Here is a 20,559-nt window from a genome sequence, read left to right as displayed (position 1 = left end):
TCATCGCGGCACGGCCGTTGCGGTCGTCCCAGGGCGCGACAACCCCTTTCATGAGCCCCTTTCATGAAGAGATCAGAGGAGTAGAACCGTGATGACCCGTTCCGCGCGTCGGACCCGCCGGACCCTGCAGGTTGCCGGGGCGGGAGCCGCCGCGCTGCTGGCCCTGAGCGCCTGCTCCTCCAGCGACGACTCGTCCTCCTCGAAGTCCGACTCCTCGGCGTCCGCGTCCCCGAAGATGTCCGGCACGGTCACCGTCTTCGCCGCCGCCTCGCTCCAGGAGTCGTTCACGACGCTGGGCAAGGAGTTCGAGAAGGCGCACCCGGGCACCAAGGTCACGTTCAGCTTCGGCGGCAGCGACACCCTCGCCGCGAGCATCACCGGCGGCGCCCCGGCCGACGTGTTCGCCGCCGCGAGCCCGAAGACCATGGCGATCGTGACGGACAAGAAGGACGCGGTCGGCACGCCGGCCACCTTCGTCCGCAACCAGCTGGAGATCGCCACCCTGCCGGGCAACCCTGACAAGGTGACCTCGCTGAAGGACCTCACGAAGTCCTCGCTGAAGGTCGTGCTCTGCGACAAGACGGTGCCGTGCGGCGCGGCGGCCCAAAAGGCCCTCACCGCAAGCAAGTTGAAGCTCACCCCGGTGTCGTACGAGCAGGACGTGAAGAGCGCCCTGACGAAGGTGGAGCTGAAGGAGGCCGACGCGGCGGTCGTCTACAAGACCGACGTGCACGCGGCCGGCAGCAAGGTGGACGGCGTGGAGTTCCCGGAGTCCGCCAACGCCATCAACGACTACCCGATCGTCCTCCTCAAGAACGCGCCGAACGCCGTCGCCGCCAAGGCGTTCATCGCGCTGGTGCAGTCCGCCGAGGGCCAGAAGGTGCTCTCCGCGGCGGGCTTCCTCAAGCCGTGACCCAGCTCGACACCTCCGACGCCGCGGCCGAGACTCTCAAGGGCGGTCCGCGGCGTCGCCGTGTCCGGATGACGGGGCGGGGAGTGCCGCTCCCCCTCCTGATCCCCGCGCTGGTAGGGCTGGCGTTCCTGCTCCTCCCCCTGATCGCCCTTCTCGTACGAGCCCCGTGGCGGTCCCTGCCATCGCAGCTGACCAGCACGGAGGTCTGGCAGGCGCTCCAGCTCTCCCTGTTCAGCGCGACCGCGGCGACGGCCGTGAGCCTGGTCCTGGGCGTACCGCTGGCCTGGGTACTGGCCCGCACGGAGTTCCCCGGCCGCGGCTTCCTCCGCGCCCTGGTGACACTCCCGCTGGTCCTGCCCCCGGTGGTGGGCGGTGTGGCCCTTCTCCTGGCGCTCGGCCGCAACGGCGTCGTAGGACAGTGGCTGGACTCGTGGTTCGGCATCACCCTCCCCTTCACCACGACCGGCGTCGTGGTCGCGGAATCGTTCGTCGCGATGCCGTTCCTGGTCATCAGCGTCGAGGGCACGCTCCGCGCCGCGGACCCCCGCTACGAGGAGGCGGCCCAAACGCTCGGCGCCTCCCGCTTCACGGCGTTCCGCCGGGTCACGCTCCCCCTGATCGCCCCGGGCATCGCGGCGGGCGCGGTCCTCGCCTGGGCCCGCGCGCTGGGCGAGTTCGGCGCGACGATCACCTTCGCCGGCAACTTCCCCGGCCGCACCCAGACGATGCCGCTGGCGGTGTACTTGGCCCTCCAGAACGACCCGGAGGCGGCCATCGCGTTGAGCCTGGTCCTCCTGGCAGTATCGATCGCGGTGCTGGCGGGCCTCCGGGACCGCTGGATGACCACGTCATGAGCAACAGCCGTACGACCGCCCGCACATCAGCCGTCTGGACGTGCACGTCATGACCGACCCCGCCGACGCCCAGCTCACCGGCGCCCAGGGCCTGGACGCCCACGTCGTCGTGGACCGCGGCACCTTCCGCCTCGACGTAGAGCTGACGGCCGCGCCGGGAGACGTCGTCGCCCTGCTCGGCCCCAACGGCGCCGGCAAGACGACAGCACTCCGCGCCCTGGCCGGCCTGGTCCGCCTGACGGACGGTCATCTACGGCTGGACGGCGCGGAGTTGGACCGCACGCCACCGGAGTCCCGCCCGGTGGGTGTCGTCTTCCAGGACTACCTGCTGTTCCCCCACCTGACCGCCCTCGACAACGTCGGCTTCGGCCCCCGCTGCCAGGGAGCGACGAAGGCGGAGTCCCGCGCGGTGGCCGCCGAGTGGCTGGACCGCATGGGTCTCACCGAACACGCGGGCGCCAAGCCCCGCGGACTCTCCGGCGGCCAGGCCCAACGCGTCGCCGTGGCAAGGGCGTTGGCGACCCGTCCGCGCCTGCTCCTCCTCGACGAACCCCTGGCAGCCCTGGACGCCCGTACCCGCCTAGAGGTGCGGGCCCAACTCCGGCGCCACCTGGCCGAGTTCGAGGCGGTCGCCGTGCTGGTCACCCACGACCCGCTGGACGCCATGGTGCTGGCCGACCGGCTGGTCGTGATCGAACAGGGCACGATCGTCCAGGAGGGCGTCCCGGCCGACATCGCCCGCCACCCGCGCACGGACTACATCGCCCAACTGGTCGGCCTCAACCTCTACAAGGGCCACGCCGCCGGCCACACGGTCACCCTCGACACCGGCCCCACGATCACGACCACGGAGGACCTACAGGGCGAGGTGTTCGTGGCGTTCCCACCCAGCGGGGTCACCCTCTTCCGCGACCACCCCACCGGCACCAGCGCCCGCAACCTCTGGCACTGCGAGGTAGCGGGCCTGGAAACCCACGGCGACCAGATCCGCGCAGACCTGACCGGCGAACTCCCCCTGACCGCCGACCTCACGACGATCGCAGCGGCCGAACTGAACTTGCACCAGGGCGCGTCGGTCTGGGCCACGGTCAAGGCAACCCAGACGCACGCATATCCGGCCTGAGCTGCCCCGCACCCAAAGAGGCGCGGGGCTGTATCGATTTGCGGCTCCGCCGCGGGGCGCGCCCAGCCACGACGGTGCCGCACCCAAAAGGACGGCACCTCGCGGCACTCACAGCAGAACGCTCAGTCCTCGTACGCATCCAACGGCGGGCACGAGCACACCAGGTTCCGGTCACCAAAGGCCTGGTCGATCCGCCGCACCGGCGGCCAGTACTTGTCCGCGACGGACACCCCGGCCGGGAAGACCGCCTCCTCACGCGTATACGCGTGCCCCCACTCCCCACCCAACGCGGCAGCGGTATGCGGCGCGTTCCGCAACGGGTTGTCCTCAGCCGGCCACTCACCCGCACCGACCTTCTCGATCTCCCCGCGAATCGCGATCATCGCCTCGCAGAACCGGTCCAGCTCGATCAGGTCCTCGGACTCCGTCGGCTCGATCATCAGCGTGCCGGCCACCGGGAACGACATCGTCGGCGCGTGGAAGCCGTAGTCGATGAGCCGCTTGGCGATGTCGTCGACGCTGACACCGGTCGCCTTGCTGATCGGCCGCAGATCGATGATGCACTCGTGCGCGACGAGCCCGCCCGGCCCGGTGTAGAGCACCGGATAGTGCGGCTCAAGGCGCTTGGCAATGTAGTTGGCGCTGAGCACCGCCACCTGCGTGGCCCGCTTCAACCCCTCACCACCCATGAGCCGGACGTAAGCCCACGAGATCGGCAGAATCCCGGCGGAACCCCAGGGAGCAGCCGAGATCGGCCCAACTCCCGTCTCCGGCCCGGCCGCAGGCTGCAACGGGTGGTTCGGCAGATACGGCGCGAGGTGCGCGCGCACACCAACCGGACCGACCCCAGGACCACCCCCACCGTGCGGAATGCAGAACGTCTTGTGCAGATTCAGATGCGAGACGTCCCCGCCGAAATGCCCCGGCTTGGCAAGCCCCACAAGGGCGTTGAGGTTGGCACCGTCGACGTAGACCTGCCCGCCCGCCTCATGAACCTGCGCGCAGATGTCGGCGACGTGCTCCTCGAACACACCGTGCGTGGACGGGTAAGTGATCATCAACACCGACAGCTCGTCGCGGTACTGCTCGATCTTCGCCCGCAGATCCTCGACGTCGATCTCACCGTCCTCGGCGGTCTTCACGACGACGACCTTCATCCCGGCCATCACGGCACTGGCGGCATTGGTGCCATGCGCGGACGACGGAATCAGACACACGGTCCGCTGCTCATCGCCATTGGCACGGTGATACCCACGTACGGCGAGCAGTCCGGCCAACTCCCCCTGCGAACCGGCGTTGGGCTGCAACGACACGTTGTCGTACCCGGTGACCTCGGCGAGCCGCTCCTCCAACTCCCGGATGAGCGTGAGGTATCCCTGCGCCTGCTCGGCCGGCGCGAAGGGGTGCAACTGCCCGAACTCGGGCCAGGTGACCGGCTCCATCTCGGTGGTCGCGTTGAGCTTCATGGTGCAGGAACCGAGCGGGATCATGCCCCGGTCCAGCGCGTAGTCCCGGTCGGCGAGCCGACGCAGATACCGCAGCATCGCGGTCTCGGAACGGTGATCCCGGAAGACAGGGTGCGTGAGGTAGGCATCGGTGCGCAGCAGCCCGGCGGGCAAGGTGTCCTCGGCAGAAGCGTCAAGCGCCTCAATGTCGCCGTCGACCCCGAACGCGCTCCATACGGCGGCCAGTTGGGCACGTGTGCTGGTCTCGTCGCAGGCGATGGACACCTGGTCGGCGTCCACGAGGTACAGGTTGACGCCGTCCTCGCGGGCAGCGGCGACGACCTCGGCGGCCCGGCCCGGAACGCGCGCGGTGAGCGTGTCGAAGTAACCACCGTGCACGACCTCGACACCGCCGGCGGTGAGCCCGGCGGCAAGGATCGTGGCGTACCTGTGCGTGCGCCGCGCGATGCCCTTGAGCCCCTCGGGCCCGTGGTAGACGGCGTACATGCCGGCCATCACCGCGAGCAGCACCTGGGCGGTACAGATGTTGCTGGTGGCCTTCTCGCGGCGGATGTGCTGCTCGCGGGTCTGCAGGGCGAGGCGGTAGGCCCTGTTTCCGTCGGCGTCGACGGAGACGCCCACGAGCCGCCCCGGCAGGCTGCGCGCGAACTTCTCGTGCACGGCCATGTATCCGGCGTGCGGCCCGCCGAAGCCCATCGGCACCCCGAACCGCTGCGTCGTACCGACCGCGATGTCCGCGCCCAGCTCACCCGGCGACTTCAGCAGCGTCAGCGCGAGCAGATCGGCGGCGACGGTGACGAGCGCACCGAGCCCGTGTGCCTGCTCGATCAACGGCTTGATATCGCGTACGGCACCGGAGGCGCCCGGGTACTGCACGAGCACGCCGTTGATCTCACGCTCGGCGATCTCGGCCGGGATGCCCTCGCTGAGATCGGCGACGACGACCTCGACACCGGCCGGCTCAGCACGCGTCTCGATCACGGCGATGGTCTGCGGCAACGCGTCCGCGTCGACCAGGAACAGCCCCTTTTTGTTCTTCCCCATGCGCCGCGACAGCGCCACGGCCTCCGCGGCGGCCGTCCCCTCGTCGAGCAGGGAGGCACCGGAGGTCGGCAGCCCGGTCAGATCGGCGACCATCGTCTGGAAGTTGAGAAGGGCTTCGAGCCGCCCCTGGGAGATCTCCGGCTGATACGGCGTGTAGGCCGTGTACCAAGCCGGGCTCTCCATGACGTTGCGCAGGATCACGGGCGGGGTGAAGGTCCCGTAGTACCCGAGCCCGATCATGGAACCGAGAACCTCGTTGCGGTCCGCGAGGGACCGCAGCTCGGCCAGTACCTCGGCCTCGGTACGGGCGCCCGGCAGATCGAGAGCGTCGGCGTTCTTGATCACATCCGGGACGGCGGCGGCCGTGAGCTCGTCGAGCGAGCCGTAGCCGACCTGCGCGAGCATCTTGGCCCGCGCCTCCTGGTCGGGCCCGATGTGGCGTTGCTCGAACGGGATGCCCTGTTCGAGCTCGGAGAGCGGAATGCGAGGGACAGTCATCAGGGAGGCCTCCTGGTCGGACACGACCTTCGAGGGCACCACGACAGCGGGGTGCCGGACGGCCTCCCCCTCTGTCATCTCAACCTGAGAGCTTCACCGGCCACCCGAAGGTCACCGGCTTTCACCGTCGGTGAGAGCGCAAGCCGCCGACACCGTCGACGACACACGCTCTGCTTTCCAGAGTGACCTCGTCCGTGCGGTACGTGAGCCTGAGAGATTCCGGGGAGGATTTGCTCCTTCGGCGCCTCCGATGAAGTCTGGAGGACTCTCCCGCACGGGGTCAGCAGCCGATGGCCAGCCTACCAGCGAGCGTTGAACCCGAGCTTTCGAGTGGCCACCTTCCCCAATGTGCTCTTTTGTAGTGCTTACGGATGAGTTGCGACCAGGAGGAGGGCCCGTGCAGACCGATATCGATCCGCGCAACCTGATCGGCCGCAAGGCGTTCGACCGCACCGGCGCCAAGATCGGCACGATCGACGAGGTCTACCTCGACGACGCGACCGGCGTACCGGAGTGGGCGGCCATACGCACCGGCCTGTTCTCCAGAGACGCCTTCGTCCCCCTGGAGCCCAGCGAACTGATCGAGGGCACCCTGCACATCCCCTTCGACCGCTCCCTGATCAAGGACGCCCCCGACTTCGGAGTAGGCCGCCACCTCTCCCCCGACCAGGAACTCCAGCTCTACCACCACTACGGCCTCGACGTCGGCCCACCCCCATCACTCCCGGACCACGACTTCGGCAAACTCGCGGGCTCGGACGACACCTGAGCGGATCCGACGACCGGTTCGTCACCGGGACGTCGAATCCCTGGGGGCGTTGACGCGGCCGACGGGGTATCCGGGCGTTGGTGCAACGGTCGAGGTACCTGTGTCTGGCCCGACCGAGGACGTCGACGCAGCAGGCACAACGCTGGAACGCCACGCGTCGTCCAGTGACAGCAACTCGACCTGCGAACCGCCGGGGCTTGGCACCACCGAGGGCAGCGGCTCGACGGGCCTGACACCGGAGCGCCCCGCAACCGACGCGACCTCGGATCACCACGCGTCCGACGGCAGCAGCAGCTCGCCCTGCGGATCATCGGGGCCAGGCCCAACCGACGACAGCGGCTCACCGTGCAGAACCTCGGAGCTCGGCTCCGCCGACGGCAACGACTCGGCAGACCCGACACCGGAACCTCGCACAACCGACGGCAGCGGCCAGCCCTGCGCAACGCCGGAGGCAGGCGCCTCCAACGACGTCGGCGCCGCGGACAAGACGTCACCACGCCGCGCGACCGACAGCAGCGGCTCACCCTGCGGTTCATCGGCACCCGGCTCCACCGAGGGCAGCAGCTCCCCGGACGAATCGACGGGACCTCGGCTCTCCAATGGCGTCGGCGTCGAGGGCGGAACGTCAGAACGCCGCGCGCTCGACGCCGGCGGCTCAGCCGACCGGTCCTCGGGTCCTCGCACCTCCACCGGCACCTCTACTGGCGTCGGCACCGGCATCGGCCCCGCAGGCAAGCCACCCGACCCCCGCCCCACCACCGGCGACGGCTCCACCGACAGATCACCAGAACCTCGCTCCCTCAGCGCAGCCGACTCACCCGGCGACACGTCAGTGCGTTGCGCCACCAAGGGCAACGGTTCCGCCGGCTCCAACTCCGGATCGTCGGTCCGGAACGTCCGCACCCGCCCCGGCCCAGAATCCTCAGGCGTCTCAAACCGTACGGTGACCCGCCCCAGCCCGCTCCCCTGCACCCACCCGTGCCCGAACCCGGCGTGGCACACATCGTGCCCAGCGGGCCAGCGCCGCTCGACGGGCGCCGCCGGCTCCTCGCCCCGCTCCACCTCCGTGTGTTCATCCTCAAGAAGGTCGGGCTCCCCCGCCGCCTGCGCGAACAGGTCCTCCTGCGTGTAGTCGGCGAGCCCGGACACACCCACCCCGAGCAGCCGTACCCCGCCCGTGGTGTCCACGGAGTCCAGCAACCGGGCCGCCGCCTCCCGCACCACCCCCGGATCGTCGGTGGGCCCGCGCAGCGTCTCGGACCTGGTCAGCGTCGAGAAGTCGTAGCGCCGCACCTTCAGCACGATGGTCCGCCCCGACAACCCGGCCGCCCGCAGCCGCCGCACGCACCGGTCGGCGAGCCGCTGCACTTCCAGCCCCACCCGGATCCGGTCATGGATGTCCACATCGTACGTGTCCTCCACCGACACCGACTTGGTCTCCCGCTCGGCCACCACAGGCCGCTCGTCGTGCGCCAGTGCCATGGCGTAGAGCCCGTGCCCGTGCGCCTTGCCCACCAGCCGTACGAGCTCGTCCTCGCCCGCCTCGGCGATCTCGTCGACCGTGGTGATCCCGGCCCGCCGCAGATGATCACCCGTCGCCGGTCCGACCCCCGGCAGCGTGCGCACCGACAACGGCCCCAGCAACGTCCGCTCGGTCCCGGGCTCGATCAGGACGAGCCCGTCCGGCTTGGCCCGCTCGGAGGCGATCTTCGCGATCATCTTGGAGGCGGCGAGACCCACCGAGCCCGTGAGCCCCGTGACCGCCCGTATGTCGGCCCGCAGCCGCTCCCCGGTCGCCTGCGCCGACTCCGCGTTCCAGGCCACTCCCCCGGCCTCCAGGTCCACGAACGCCTCGTCCAGGCTCAGGGGCTCCACCAGCGGCGACAGCTCCCGCAGCAGCCCCATCACCTGCTCGCTGATCGACCGGTAGAACCCGAAGCGCGGCACGAGATACGCGGCGTTCGGAGCGAGCCGCCGCGCCTGGGCCATGGGCATCGCCGAGTTCACCCCGAAAACCCGTGCCTCGTACGACGCGGTGGCGACCACCCCGCGCGGCCCGAGCCCGCCCACGACGACGGCCTTCCCGCGCAGGCTCGGCTTGGACGCCTGCTCCGCCGAGGCGAAGAAGGCATCCATGTCGAGATGCAGGATCGTGGGCGCGGTTCTCACATCTCCGATGCTGCCCTACGCCACTGACAATGCCCCGCTACGGCTCCCGCCGGGCCCTCAGACGGCCCGGTTGCGCCTCCTGGCCAGCTCGTCGGCGGGGTTGGACCCGACGAGCGTCTCACCGGTGTCGACGCGCTCCCCGTGCAGCTGCGACAGGGCGCTCTCGACGTCCCGCCACACGACCCCCACGGCGATCCCGAAGACGCCCTGGCCGCCCTGGAGCAGCGCGTGGACCTCGTCAGGCGAGGTGCACTCGTAGACCGTGGCGCCGTCGCTCATCAGCGTCATGCGCTCCAGATCACGGAAGCCGCACTCCCTCAGGTGCAGGACGGCGCTGCGGATGTTCTGCAGCGACACGCCTGTGTCGAGGAACCGCTTGACGATCTTCAGGACGACGACGTCCCGGAAGCTGTAGAGCCGCTGCGTCCCCGACCCGTGTGCGGGCCGCACGCTGGGCTCCACGAGCCCGGTGCGCGCCCAGTAGTCCAGTTGCCGATAGGTGATGCCGGCCGCCGCACAGGCCGTGGGCCCCCGGTAGCCGATCTCCTCGGACGCCATGGACGCCGCCCCTCCGCTGCTCGGCACTGCCGCCGGCCGCTGCGGAATGCGATCGGCCGTACTGCCGTGAAGCGGGTACGGACCTCTGTCCCCGAAACTGCGTTCCGGGGCACCCCCAGCCGTACCGTCGCCGCTGCTTCTCACGCCGACCTCCGTCCTTGACCTGCCTTCTCGACGGTAGGCAGTCACCAGGGGTGCGTCAACGATCGCCACACTCGGCACGCCGAGTGATAATCACCCAAGGAGTGGTTTCCCGTGTCCCACCGCGGGGAAAGGCTAGCCGAATGCGCTCGCGGAGAGCCGCAGGACGCTCTCACACGCCGGTGGCAAATGCCAGCATTTCTTCGCCGACCCTCGGCTCACTGGCTGTTGGTGCCGAAGTCCTCGGGCGAGATCTGGTCGAGGAACTCGCGGAACTTCTCCACCTCGTCCTCCTGCTCGTCCGGGATCGCGATGCCCGCGTCGTCGAGCACACCGTCACTGCCGTAGATCGGCGTCCCGGTGCGCAGTGCCAGCGCTATGGCGTCGGACGGGCGGGCGCTCACCTCGACGCCGCTGGCGAAGACCAGCTCCGCATAGAAGACGCCCTCCCGCAGATCCGTGATGCGCACTTCGGTCAGCTCCTGGCCGACGGCCTCCAGCACGTCCTTGAACAGGTCGTGGGTCAGCGGTCGTGCGGGGGCCATGCCCTGCTGCGCGAAGGCGATCGCCGTCGCCTCCCCGGGCCCGATCCAGATGGGGAGGTAGCGGTCGCCTCCCACTTCACGCAGGAGCACGATCGGTTGGTTGGAGGGCATTTCGACCCGGACACCTACGACATCGAGCTCGTTCACACAGCAACCCTAGGCCGTGCCCGGGACGTTTGGGTAGTCGGGCCGAGAACGGGTGACCGATCAGGCAGCCGCGGGGCCGCCCGTCTCAGGGCAGCCGCACACCGAGCGCGGTCTGCACCAGAGCCGCGTGCAGCTTCACCGTGAGCCCCGCCAGCTCCTTCGTACGGGCCTCCGCGTGGGCCCTGGTCTGCGGATTGCGGTGGCGCTTGAGCGGGGCCACCACCTGGTCGACGAGCCCGGCCTCACGGTCCGCGGCGGCCTTCATGGCGCGCAGGTGCCGCGGTTCGATCCCGAACCGCCCGAGTTCGAGGACAAGTCCGGCCACGGTGACGGCTTCCGCGTCGTAAACCCCGTCCGGCAGCGGCGCGATGAGTCCGTACGACTCCCACTCATCGAGCTCCCGCTCGCCGATCCCGGCGGCGGCCATCAGCTCGGCCCGTCCGATCCGGGCCGCCGTGGGCCCCTCCACGGGCTCCAGGACGACCTCGCCGTCCCGCTGACGCCCCACGGTGGGCAGGGGCGCGGCCTCCCCGCGCTCCATGGCGTCGAGGTGCTCGCGGATCACCTTGAGCGGCAGATAGTGGTCCCGCTGCATCCTCAGGACATGGCCGAGGCGCTCGACGTCGGCAGGGCTGAACTTGCGGTACCCGGAAGGGGTCCGCTGCGGCTCGATGAGGCCCTCCGACTCCAGGAAACGAATCTTGGAGATGGTGACTTCGGGAAACTCGTCGCGCAGCACGTTCAGCACCGTGCCGATGCTCATCAGCCCTGTGTCCGCGGCGGCGGTACCGTGCCCGGCACCGCCGCTCGGTGTTTGAAGCATGGACCTTCCTGGGGGAATCCCCCGGACACAGTCCGAGGGAGGGTCAGTAACCCCGCTGGCTCGCGTAGAACACCAGCCGGTACTTGCCGATCTGTACCTCGTCACCGTTCGCCAGCGAGACCGAGTCGATGCGCTCGCGGTTGACGTACGTGCCGTTCAGACTGCCGACGTCGGCGACCGTGAACGAACCGTCAGGAGAGCGCCGGAACTCCACATGCCGGCGCGAGACCGTCACGTCGTCCAGGAAGATGTCGCTCTGCGGATGACGGCCGGCCGTGGTCAGCTCGCCGTCCAGCAGGAAGCGGCTGCCCGAGTTGGGACCGCGACGCACCACCAGCAGCGCCGAGCCCAACGGCAGCGCGTCGACGGCGGCCTGCGCCTCCGGGGAGAGCGTCGGCATCTGCGTCTGACCGGTCACCTCGGCGTCGTAGGCCTCAAGACCGGAGATGGAGATCGTGGACGTCGTCTCGGACGGACGCTCCGGGGTCGCGCCGGGGCGCAGCGGCGCACCGCAGTTGGAGCAGAAGCGGCTGTTCTCCGCGTTGCGGTTACCGCACCTCGTACACACCAGGGCCGACATAGGGGAAAACCCTCCACCCGTACTTGAGGTTGACGGTTGCCCGAAACCTATGTCGCCGGACTGCGCAGGGTCAACCGACGGCGCGCCCTGGCCCGCGACCTGGTCGCGGAACAACGGGCGCTGGCCTTCTGCGTCCGGTTGTGCGCGGTGGCGAGCGGTCTGGTTGTCGCTGCTCTCTTTCGCACTCTTGCCGAACAACTTCGCAAACAACTTCACGGGCGATTCCCCTTGACCGAAACAGACCCGCCCGTGGGGCAGGACGAACCCTGATTGAACACACCGGTTGACCCGGACATCCTCACAACGTCCGTATCCACCAGACAGTTTCCACCACGCACCACCCAATCGGTGCGTCGACCCCCCGCAACCTCATGCCCTCGCACTACGGCCCCCATGCACCCGCGGTTCACCGGGAGGACGACCGAGCGTAGTCAGGCTGCTTCGCCGCCCGCAAGGCATCCACGACGATCTTGGCCGACCGCTCGACGGTAACGGTGGCCTGCTCCTTCTCGAGAGTCTGCACCACGCCTCCAGGGATGTTGAGCGCCGGTTCGAGATCCTGCGGCTTGCCGATGACCTTGAAACGATAGGGGGCGTTGATCTTGTTCCCGTCGACGCTCACGCTCTTGCCGGAGTCCGTCAGATACGTGTTGGCGACGACCCTTACGTCGTTCACCTGGATCGCCTCCGCGCCGGCCGCGCGCAACTCCTGGACCGCGTCGAGCAGCATGTCCGCCTCGACCGTTCCCTTCGTGTCGTCGATGGTCATCGTGATGCCGGGTCCCTGCGCGGCCACGGTGCCCGCCAGAATGCCGAGTTGCTTCTCCTTCTCGGCCGTCTGCTTGCGGGCCTCCTCGGCCTGGTCGGAGCTGTTCTCCAGCTCGTCGCGCTGTTTCTGCAGACCCTGCTTCTCGTCCTCAAGACGCTGAGTACGGTCATCCAGTTCATCGAGAATGCGCACAAGATCTTCCTGGCGTGCCCCACGCAGCGCACTGTCGCTGTTGCTGTTCGAGGCGACCTGTACGGCCAGCCCGAAACCGAGGCCGAACAGCAGCACCGCGACGATGAGTTGGGCCCGGCTCACGCGCGGCGGCCACAGCCCCTGCACCAGCCGCTGCCGGCCGGTCACGGTGGGCCCGGACTTCACCTCGGGAACAGGTGCCTCCGAGGAAGCAGACGCCTGGACCTCGTCGGGCAGTTCCCTGCGCAGCCTGTGTTCCGGCCGCTCGTCTTCGTTGCTCATCGACCTCACGCCCGGAAGACGTGCCGGCGAATGGCAGCCGCGTTGGAGAAGATGCGGATCCCGAGAACGACCACGACCCCCGTGGACAGCTGGGCGCCGACGCCCAGCTTGTCGCCCAGGAACACGATCAGCGCGGCCACGACCACGTTCGACAGGAACGACACCACGAAGACCTTGTCGTCGAAGATGCCGTCGAGCATGGCCCGCAGCCCGCCGAAGACCGCGTCGAGCGCCGCGACCACGGCGATCGGAAGATAGGGCTCCACGACCACCGGCACCTCAGGCCGGACCAGGATTCCGGCCACCACTCCCACGATGAGGCCCAGTACGGCGATCACGATGTGCCCTTCTCAGTTCTCGGCTGTGCTGTACGTACGATCACACTCGGCGCGGCGGGCAGCCGGAGATCGCTCTCCACGGCGATGGTCGCCCTGATGCCGTAGTTGTCTTCCAGGGCGTGCAGATAGAGCCCGTCGGCAGCGTTCTGGAACCTGGTGCTCAGTCGCTGGCCGTCCCCCACCGCGAGCACCGTATAAGGCGGCACCAGTGGCCTGTTGTCGACCAGTATCGCGTCACCCGCGGCCCTGATCGCGGACAGTGCCGTCAGCCGCTGCCCGTTGATGGACACGGCCTCGGCGCCCGCCGCCCACAGTCCGTTGACGACGCGCTGCATGTCGCGGTCGCGCACCCGCCCGGTGTCGGAGAAGTCCGCTGTCTCACGCGGGTTGTCGCCTCCGCCGCTACTGGCTTCCTTCGCGTCGTCGACGACGAGCTTCACACCGGGACCGTGCACCGCGGTGGCACCGGACAGCATGCTCACCAGGTCAGCCTGCCCGCTGCCACCGCTGGTCTTCAGCGCCGCCCGCTGCCGCGCGCTCACATCGTCCCGGAGCGTGTCGACGGAGCCCTCCAGCTTGTCCGCCGACGTGGTCTCCTTGTCGATACGATCGATCAGCTCCTGGCGCTCCTTGGCCACCACGGGAGCGGCCACACGCGCCTGTGCCGCTCCTACGGTCACGACGAGCGCCGCCAGCACCAGGCCGGCGGCGAGACCGAGCTTCGCCCGGAGGGTCTTCGGCATGCCGCTCTCGCCCGCGGCCTTCTTCCGGGCGGCCGCCTCGGCGTAGCCGTCGTCGAGACTGTGGTCCATGACATTGGTGAGCAGCGACATGGACGCGTCCGGGCGCGCAGGGCGCGTGGGTGTGCTCCGAACGGGGGGCTGCTGCGGCATGCCGCACATCGTCGCACGTGGTGGCCTGTACCTCCGAATGGCCCCACCGGCGTGCCGGACAGGCCCCCTTGGGGAGACATGTCCGGCACGCGCGCGTGCTCCGTGTTTTACCGTCCGGCGCTGTCCACGACCGCCGACCACTCGTCCAACAGGGCCTGCGCGGAGGCGTCGTCGGGCCCTTCGGCCCACAGATGCGTGACCGCCTCGGCGATGTCGGGCAGCACCATCACCCAGCGCCCGTCGGTCTCCACGACCCGCACACCGTCCGTCGTATCGACAAAGCGATCGCCGGCCGCTTCCACGACCCGGCGCATCACAAGTCCCTTGACGGCCCAGGGAGTAGCCAGGTCCCGCTTCAGGACATGCGCCCGAGGAATCCGGGCGTCGATCTGGCTGAGCGTCAACTGCGTCCGCGCCACCAGCCCGATGAGCCGTACGAAGGCGGCGGCACCGTCGAAGACGCTGCTGAACTCCGGGATGATGAACCCGGCCTTGCCGTCACCGCCGAAGATGGTCGTCTCATCGCGCCCGACCCTGGTCAGGTCGTCCGGCGAGGTCGTCGTCCACTCGACCTGCGTCCCGTGGTACGCCGCCACCTGCTCGGCGATCCTCGTGGTGGTCACCGGCAGCGCCACCCGCCCGCTGCGCCGCTCCGCGGCCACCAGGTCGAGCATCACGAGCAGGGCCCGGTCGTCCTCGACGATCCGCCCCTTCTCGTCGACGAGTGAAAGCCGCTCACCGACGGGGTCGAACCGCACCCCGAACGCGGCCCGCGCGGAGGCCACGATCTCGCCGAGCCGCACCAGCCCCGACCGCCGTGTGTCCGCGGTCTCGGTCGGCCTGGACTCGTCGAGACCGGGATTGATCGTCAGCGAGTCCACACCGAGCTTGCCGAGCAGGCTGGGCAGCACGAGCCCGGCGCTGCCGTTGGACGCGTCCACCACGACCTTCAGGCCGGAGTCGGCGATCCCGGTCGTGTCGACGTTCCGCAACAGGGACCCGGTGTACGAGTCGAAGACGCTGGCCGGGAAGTGCAGATCCCCGATCTCACCGGGGAACGCACGCCGGTACTCCTGGCGCGCGAACACCCGGTCCAGCTTTCGCTGACTCCCCTGCGAGAGGTCGGCGCCCTGGCTGTCGAAGAACATGATGTCGACGGAGTCCGGCACACCAGGTGTGGTCCGGATCATGATCCCGCCCGCACTGCCCCGCGCGGTCTGCTGCCGGGCCACGGGCAGCGGTACGTTCTCCAGGTCCCGTACGTCGATTGCGCTGGTCTGCAAGGCGGAGATGACCGCCCGCTTGAGCGCACGGGCTCCTCGGGAGTGGTCGCGGGCCGTGGTGACCGTGGACCCCTTCTTGAGGGTCGTGGCGTAGGCGCCGGCGAGACGGACGACGAGCTCCGGCGTGATCTCCACGTTCAGGATCCCGGACACACCGCGCGCGCCGAAGAGATGCGCCTGCCCTCTGTTCTCCCAGATGACCGACGTGTTGACGAAGGCACCGGCTTCGATCGTCTTGAACGGGTAGACCCGCACATTGCCCTGCACGATCGATTCTTCACCGATCAGGCACTCGTCACCGATGACGGCGCCGTCCTCGATCCGGGCCGCACGCATGATGTCGGTGTTCTTTCCGACGACGCAGCCGCGAAGATTGCTGTGCTGCCCGACGTACACGTTGTCGTGCACGACGGCCCGGTGCAGAAAAGCCCCGGTCTTCACGACGACGTTGGATCCGATGACGGTGTGCTCACGGATTTCGGCGCCGGCCTCGACCTTGGCGTAGTCACCGATGTACAGCGGCCCGCGGAGAACCGCGTCGGGGTGCACCTCGGCACCCTCGGCCACCCATACGCCCGGCGACAGCTCGAAGCCGTCGATCTCGACGTCGACCTTGCCCTCCAGGACATCGGCCTGCGCCTTCACATAGCTCTCGTGGGTGCCGACATCTTCCCAGTAGCCCTCGGCGATAAAGCCGTAGACCGGCTTGCCTTCCTTCATCAACTGCGGGAAGACATCGCCGGACCAGTCGACGGGAACATCGGCCTCGACATAGTCGAAGACTTCGGGCTCCATCACATAGATGCCCGTGTTCACGGTGTCCGAGAAAACCTGACCCCAGGTCGGCTTCTCGAGGAAACGCTCGACCTTTCCCTCTTCGTCGACGATGGTGATGCCGAATTCCAGCGGATTGGGCACCCGGGTCAGACAGACCGTGACCAGCGCACCCTTTTCCTTGTGGAAATTGATCAGTTCGGTGAGGTCGAAGTCGGTCAGGGCATCACCGGAAATGACGACGAAGGCATCGTCCTTCAACGCCTCTTCGGCGTTCTTGACGCTTCCGGCGGTACCGAGTGGCTTCTCCTCATTGGCATACGAGAGCTCCATCCCAAGCTCTTCGCCGTCACCGAAGTAGTTCTTGACCAGCGAGGCCAGGAACTGCACGGTGACTACGGTCTCATTGAGCCCATGCCTTTTGAGCAGCCTGAGCACGTGCTCCATGATCGGTCGATTGACCACGGGCAACAGTGGCTTGGGCATGCTTGAGGTCATGGGGCGAAGGCGTGTGCCTTCGCCTCCGGCCATCACGACGGCCTTCATGTCGGAAGCGTCCTCCTCTGCGAGACGACGGTCTAGCCGACTTCACCAGTCCAGATTGTCCCGCACTTTTGCGCAACGGGCCATCGAGCGACTGTTACCGCCCAATCGGCAAGGTCAGTCGGCCATGGCGTCCGCACGCAGTAGGCGGCGGACTTGTACCACGTAGAGGACTCCTGCCCACCAGTAGAGCGTTGTACCCCATCCTGCGAACGCCCATCCGAAAATGGCTGCGAGTGAGGGGAGCCATCCACTTCCGTCACTGAGCAGCAGCAACGGGAAGGCGTACATCAGGTTGAACGTAGCGGCCTTGCCCAGGAAGTTCACCTGCAGCGGCGGATAGCCGTGCCGCCTGAGGATGCCCACCACCACCAGCAGGACCAGCTCTCGCGCCAGTAGTGCGGCGGTCAACCAGATTGGCAGAATCTCGCGCCAGGTGAGTCCGACGAGAGTCGAGAGAATGTAGAGCCGGTCCGCGGCGGGATCCAGGAGCCGGCCGAGACTGCTGATCTGATTCCAGCGCCGCGCGAGCTTGCCGTCCAGGTAGTCGCTGATCCCGCTCAGCATCAGCACCAGAAGCGCCCAGCCGTCACTCTTGGGCCCTCCGAACTCGGGCCTGAGGATCAACCACAGGAAGATGGGTACGCCGACCAGGCGCGCCATGCTGAGGATGTTCGGGATGGTGAGCACCCGGTCTGTCTGGACGCGGGTCTCCTGGACCTCCACCCGGGGGCCTCCTGTGGGAAAACGAGCCAACGATTCCCCCTGACCTTACCCCAACGCAAAAAAGCTCTGGCTCTTGGGCTGCATGCCCAAGAGCCAGAGCTCTAAAAGGAGTTCGGCGGCGTCCTACTCTCCCACAGGGTCCCCCCTGCAGTACCATCGGCGCTGTAAGGCTTAGCTTCCGGGTTCGGAATGTAACCGGGCGTTTCCCTCACGCTATGACCACCGAAACACTATGAAACAGACAACCGCACCATCACCGTGACCATGGCAATGGGGTTGTTCGTGGTTTCAGAACCAACACAGTGGACGCGAGCAACTGAGGACAAGCCCTCGGCCTATTAGTACCGGTCACCTCCAGCGGTTACCCGCCTTCCAGATCCGGCCTATCAACCCAGTCGTCTACTGGGAGCCTTAACCCCTCAAGGGGGTGGGAACACTCATCTCGAAGCAGGCTTCCCGCTTAGATGCTTTCAGCGGTTATCCCTCCCGAACGTAGCCAACCAGCCATGCCCTTGGCAGAACAACTGGCACACCAGAGGTTCGTCCGTCCCGGTCCTCTCGTACTAGGGACAGCCCTTCTCAATGTTCCTGCGCGCGCAGCGGATAGGGACCGAACTGTCTCACGACGTTCTAAACCCAGCTCGCGTACCGCTTTAATGGGCGAACAGCCCAACCCTTGGGACCGACTCCAGCCCCAGGATGCGACGAGCCGACATCGAGGTGCCAAACCATCCCGTCGATATGGACTCTTGGGGAAGATCAGCCTGTTATCCCCGGGGTACCTTTTATCCGTTGAGCGACGGCGCTTCCACAAGCCACCGCCGGATCACTAGTCCCGACTTTCGTCCCTGCTCGACCCGTCGGTCTCACAGTCAAGCTCCCTTGTGCACTTACACTCAACACCTGATTGCCAACCAGGCTGAGGGAACCTTTGGGCGCCTCCGTTACTCTTTAGGAGGCAACCGCCCCAGTTAAACTACCCATCAGACACTGTCCCTGATCCGGATCACGGACCCAGGTTAGACATCCAGCACGACCAGACTGGTATTTCAACGACGACTCCCCCTGAACTGGCGTCCAGAGTTCACAGTCTCCCAGCTATCCTACACAAGCCGAACCGAACACCAATATCAAACTGTAGTAAAGGTCCCGGGGTCTTTCCGTCCTGCTGCGCGAAACGAGCATCTTTACTCGTAGTGCAATTTCACCGGGCCTATGGTTGAGACAGTCGAGAAGTCGTTACGCCATTCGTGCAGGTCGGAACTTACCCGACAAGGAATTTCGCTACCTTAGGATGGTTATAGTTACCACCGCCGTTTACTGGCGCTTAAGTTCTCAGCTTCGCCACCCCGAAGAGTGACTAACCGGTCCCCTTAACGTTCCAGCACCGGGCAGGCGTCAGTCCGTATACATCGCCTTACGGCTTCGCACGGACCTGTGTTTTTAGTAAACAGTCGCTTCTCGCTGGTCTCTGCGGCCACCCCCAGCTCACGGAGTAAATCCGATCACCAGTGATGGCCCCCCTTCTCCCGAAGTTACGGGGGCATTTTGCCGAGTTCCTTAACCATAGTTCACCCGAACGCCTCGGTATTCTCTACCTGACCACCTGAGTCGGTTTAGGGTACGGGCCGCCATGAAACTCGCTAGAGGCTTTTCTCGACAGCATAGGATCATCCACTTCACCACAATCGGCTCGGCATCAGGTCTCAGACTTAATGAATGGCGGATTTGCCTACCACTCGTCCTACACCCTTACCCCGGGACAACCACCGCCCGGGATGGACTACCTTCCTGCGTCACCCCATCACTCACCTACTAACCGCTTGGGCCGGCGGCTCCACCACTTTCCATTCCCCGAAGGGTCCGGAACGGCTTCACGGCCTTAGCATCACGATGCTCGATGTTTGACGCTTCACAGCGGGTACCGGAATATCAACCGGTTATCCATCGACTACGCCTGTCGGCCTCGCCTTAGGTCCCGACTTACCCTGGGCAGATCAGCTTGACCCAGGAACCCTTAGTCAATCGGCGCACACGTTTCTCACGTGTGTATCGCTACTCATGCCTGCATTCTCACTCGTGAACCGTCCACCACTAGCTTCCGCTGCAGCTTCACCCGGCACACGACGCTCCCCTACCCATCCCAGCACCCGTTGGGGCTATTGCTGGAATGACACGACTTCGGCGGTACGCTTGAGCCCCGCTACATTGTCGGCGCGGAATCACTAGACCAGTGAGCTATTACGCACTCTTTCAAGGGTGGCTGCTTCTAAGCCAACCTCCTGGTTGTCTCTGCGACTCCACATCCTTTCCCACTTAGCGTACGCTTAGGGGCCTTAGTCGATGCTCTGGGCTGTTTCCCTCTCGACCATGGAGCTTATCCCCCACAGTCTCACTGCCGTGCTCTCACTTACCGGCATTCGGAGTTTGGCTAAGGTCAGTAACCCGGTAGGGCCCATCGCCTATCCAGTGCTCTACCTCCGGCAAGAAACACACGACGCTGCACCTAAATGCATTTCGGGGAGAACCAGCTATCACGGAGTTTGATTGGCCTTTCACCCCTAACCACAGGTCATCCCCCAGGTTTTCAACCCTGGTGGGTTCGGTCCTCCACGAAGTCTTACCTCCGCTTCAACCTGCCCATGGCTAGATCACTCCGCTTCGGGTCTTGAGCGCGCTACTAAATCGCCCTATTCGGACTCGCTTTCGCTACGGCTTCCCCACACGGGTTAACCTCGCAACACACCGCAAACTCGCAGGCTCATTCTTCAAAAGGCACGCAGTCACGACGCATTGAGTAAACTCAATGCGCGACGCTCCCACGGCTTGTAGGCACACGGTTTCAGGTACTATTTCACTCCGCTCCCGCGGTACTTTTCACCATTCCCTCACGGTACTATCCGCTATCGGTCACCAGGGAATATTTAGGCTTAGCGGGTGGTCCCGCCAGATTCACACGGGATTTCTCGGGCCCCGTGCTACTTGGGTGTCTCTCAAACGAGCCGTTGACGTTTCGACTACGGGGGTCTTACCCTCTACGCCGGACCTTTCGCATGTCCTTCGCCTACATCAACGGTTTCTGACTCGTCTCACAGCCGGCAGACTGTGAAAGAGAGATCCCACAACCCC

The 20,559-nt window shown here is 66.8% G+C and carries 14 protein-coding genes, 2 rRNA genes, 1 pseudogene and 1 riboswitch (1 of these 18 cut by a window edge); of the genes and pseudogenes, 4 read left to right on the top strand and 13 right to left on the bottom strand.

All coding sequences use genetic code 11. The features are described from left to right. The first annotated feature begins 91 nt into the window (after positions 1-91). Genes modA through OG714_RS42205 form a run of 3 tightly spaced genes read left to right on the top strand, consistent with a single transcriptional unit; the run spans position 92 to position 2,890 of the window. Positions 92-913 carry a molybdate ABC transporter substrate-binding protein gene (gene modA / locus OG714_RS42215; RefSeq protein WP_406129071.1) on the top strand — a complete coding sequence of 274 codons (822 nt, stop codon included), beginning with the start codon at positions 92-94 and terminating at the stop codon, positions 911-913. Beyond that, complete coding sequence (gene modB / locus OG714_RS42210; protein WP_406129070.1) at positions 910-1,767, top strand: molybdate ABC transporter permease subunit; 858 nt, start codon at positions 910-912, stop codon at positions 1,765-1,767. The genes modA and modB overlap by 4 nt, the downstream gene beginning before the upstream one ends. A 49-nt stretch (positions 1,768-1,816) precedes the next feature. Next, positions 1,817-2,890: an ABC transporter ATP-binding protein gene (locus tag OG714_RS42205; protein WP_406129068.1), complete on the top strand. Its 1,074-nt coding sequence runs from the start codon at positions 1,817-1,819 to the stop codon at positions 2,888-2,890. A gap of 122 nt (positions 2,891-3,012) precedes the next feature. Here the strand turns inward: OG714_RS42205 and gcvP are convergent, their stop codons facing one another. Then, the gene (gene gcvP / locus OG714_RS42200) at positions 3,013-5,898 is read right to left on the bottom strand and encodes an aminomethyl-transferring glycine dehydrogenase (protein ID WP_406129066.1); all 2,886 of its coding nucleotides are present in this window, start codon (positions 5,896-5,898) and stop codon (positions 3,013-3,015) included. A 187-nt stretch (positions 5,899-6,085) separates the two neighbouring features. Then, positions 6,086-6,181: riboswitch (glycine riboswitch) on the bottom strand. Between the two features lie 114 nt (positions 6,182-6,295). On the opposite strand from gcvP, the gene OG714_RS42195 reads away from it, so the two are divergent. Then, positions 6,296-6,667, top strand: a complete 372-nt coding sequence (locus OG714_RS42195; RefSeq protein WP_406129064.1) for a PRC-barrel domain-containing protein — start codon at positions 6,296-6,298, stop codon at positions 6,665-6,667. A gap of 714 nt (positions 6,668-7,381) precedes the next feature. Here the strand turns inward: OG714_RS42195 and OG714_RS42190 are convergent. The 12 genes and pseudogenes from OG714_RS42190 to OG714_RS42135 all read right to left on the bottom strand — a co-directional run. Then, a pseudogene (locus OG714_RS42190) lies at positions 7,382-8,836 on the bottom strand (DNA polymerase IV); the annotation flags it as partial. A gap of 57 nt (positions 8,837-8,893) precedes the next feature. Further along, positions 8,894-9,538 (bottom strand): MerR family transcriptional regulator, encoded by a 645-nt coding sequence (locus OG714_RS42185; protein ID WP_406129062.1) that lies wholly within the window; start codon positions 9,536-9,538, stop codon positions 8,894-8,896. Positions 9,539-9,753: 215 nt separating this feature from the next. Continuing rightward, positions 9,754-10,227 carry a bifunctional nuclease family protein gene (locus tag OG714_RS42180; RefSeq protein ID WP_006123076.1) on the bottom strand — a complete coding sequence of 158 codons (474 nt, stop codon included), beginning with the start codon at positions 10,225-10,227 and terminating at the stop codon, positions 9,754-9,756. A gap of 85 nt (positions 10,228-10,312) precedes the next feature. Beyond that, positions 10,313-11,050, bottom strand: a complete 738-nt coding sequence (locus OG714_RS42175; protein ID WP_406129060.1) for a MerR family transcriptional regulator — start codon at positions 11,048-11,050, stop codon at positions 10,313-10,315. 43 nt (positions 11,051-11,093) lie between these two features. After that, positions 11,094-11,975 carry an FHA domain-containing protein gene (locus OG714_RS42170; RefSeq protein ID WP_327405539.1) on the bottom strand — a complete coding sequence of 294 codons (882 nt, stop codon included), beginning with the start codon at positions 11,973-11,975 and terminating at the stop codon, positions 11,094-11,096. Between the two features lie 61 nt (positions 11,976-12,036). Next, complete coding sequence (locus tag OG714_RS42165; protein ID WP_406129057.1) at positions 12,037-12,873, bottom strand: DUF881 domain-containing protein; 837 nt, start codon at positions 12,871-12,873, stop codon at positions 12,037-12,039. A 5-nt stretch (positions 12,874-12,878) separates the two neighbouring features. After that, on the bottom strand, positions 12,879-13,211 hold the full coding sequence (locus OG714_RS42160; RefSeq protein ID WP_019059351.1) for a small basic family protein: 333 nt from the start codon (positions 13,209-13,211) through the stop codon (positions 12,879-12,881). Next, positions 13,208-14,044 carry a DUF881 domain-containing protein gene (locus tag OG714_RS42155; protein WP_406132134.1) on the bottom strand — a complete coding sequence of 279 codons (837 nt, stop codon included), beginning with the start codon at positions 14,042-14,044 and terminating at the stop codon, positions 13,208-13,210. Before OG714_RS42155 ends, OG714_RS42160 begins: the two co-directional genes overlap by 4 nt. Positions 14,045-14,211: 167 nt before the next feature. Then, positions 14,212-16,707 (bottom strand): sugar phosphate nucleotidyltransferase, encoded by a 2,496-nt coding sequence (locus OG714_RS42150; protein ID WP_406129055.1) that lies wholly within the window; start codon positions 16,705-16,707, stop codon positions 14,212-14,214. Between the two features lie 114 nt (positions 16,708-16,821). Beyond that, positions 16,822-17,430 (bottom strand): CDP-alcohol phosphatidyltransferase family protein, encoded by a 609-nt coding sequence (locus OG714_RS42145; protein WP_406129053.1) that lies wholly within the window; start codon positions 17,428-17,430, stop codon positions 16,822-16,824. A gap of 110 nt (positions 17,431-17,540) precedes the next feature. Next, a 5S ribosomal RNA gene (gene rrf / locus OG714_RS42140) occupies positions 17,541-17,657 on the bottom strand. Between the two features lie 91 nt (positions 17,658-17,748). Beyond that, a 23S ribosomal RNA gene (locus tag OG714_RS42135) occupies positions 17,749-20,559 on the bottom strand (it continues 312 nt past the right edge of the window).

The organism is Streptomyces sp. NBC_00989, assembly GCF_045162655.1.
Classification (GTDB): Bacteria; Actinomycetota; Actinomycetes; order Streptomycetales; family Streptomycetaceae; genus Streptomyces.
This window is presented reverse-complemented; position numbering and strand designations above follow the sequence as displayed.

Coding starts and splice junctions, on each gene's coding strand:
- OG714_RS42205 (WP_406129068.1), top strand. CDS start 1,817: ATGACCGACCCCGCCGACGCCCAGCTCACCGGCGCCCAGGGCCTGGAC.
- modA (WP_406129071.1), top strand. CDS start 92: ATGACCCGTTCCGCGCGTCGGACCCGCCGGACCCTGCAGGTTGCCGGG.
- OG714_RS42165 (WP_406129057.1), bottom strand. CDS start 12,873: ATGAGCAACGAAGACGAGCGGCCGGAACACAGGCTGCGCAGGGAACTG.
- OG714_RS42175 (WP_406129060.1), bottom strand. CDS start 11,050: ATGCTTCAAACACCGAGCGGCGGTGCCGGGCACGGTACCGCCGCCGCG.
- OG714_RS42155 (WP_406132134.1), bottom strand. CDS start 14,044: ATGTCGCTGCTCACCAATGTCATGGACCACAGTCTCGACGACGGCTAC.
- OG714_RS42150 (WP_406129055.1), bottom strand. CDS start 16,707: ATGAAGGCCGTCGTGATGGCCGGAGGCGAAGGCACACGCCTTCGCCCC.
- gcvP (WP_406129066.1), bottom strand. CDS start 5,898: ATGACTGTCCCTCGCATTCCGCTCTCCGAGCTCGAACAGGGCATCCCG.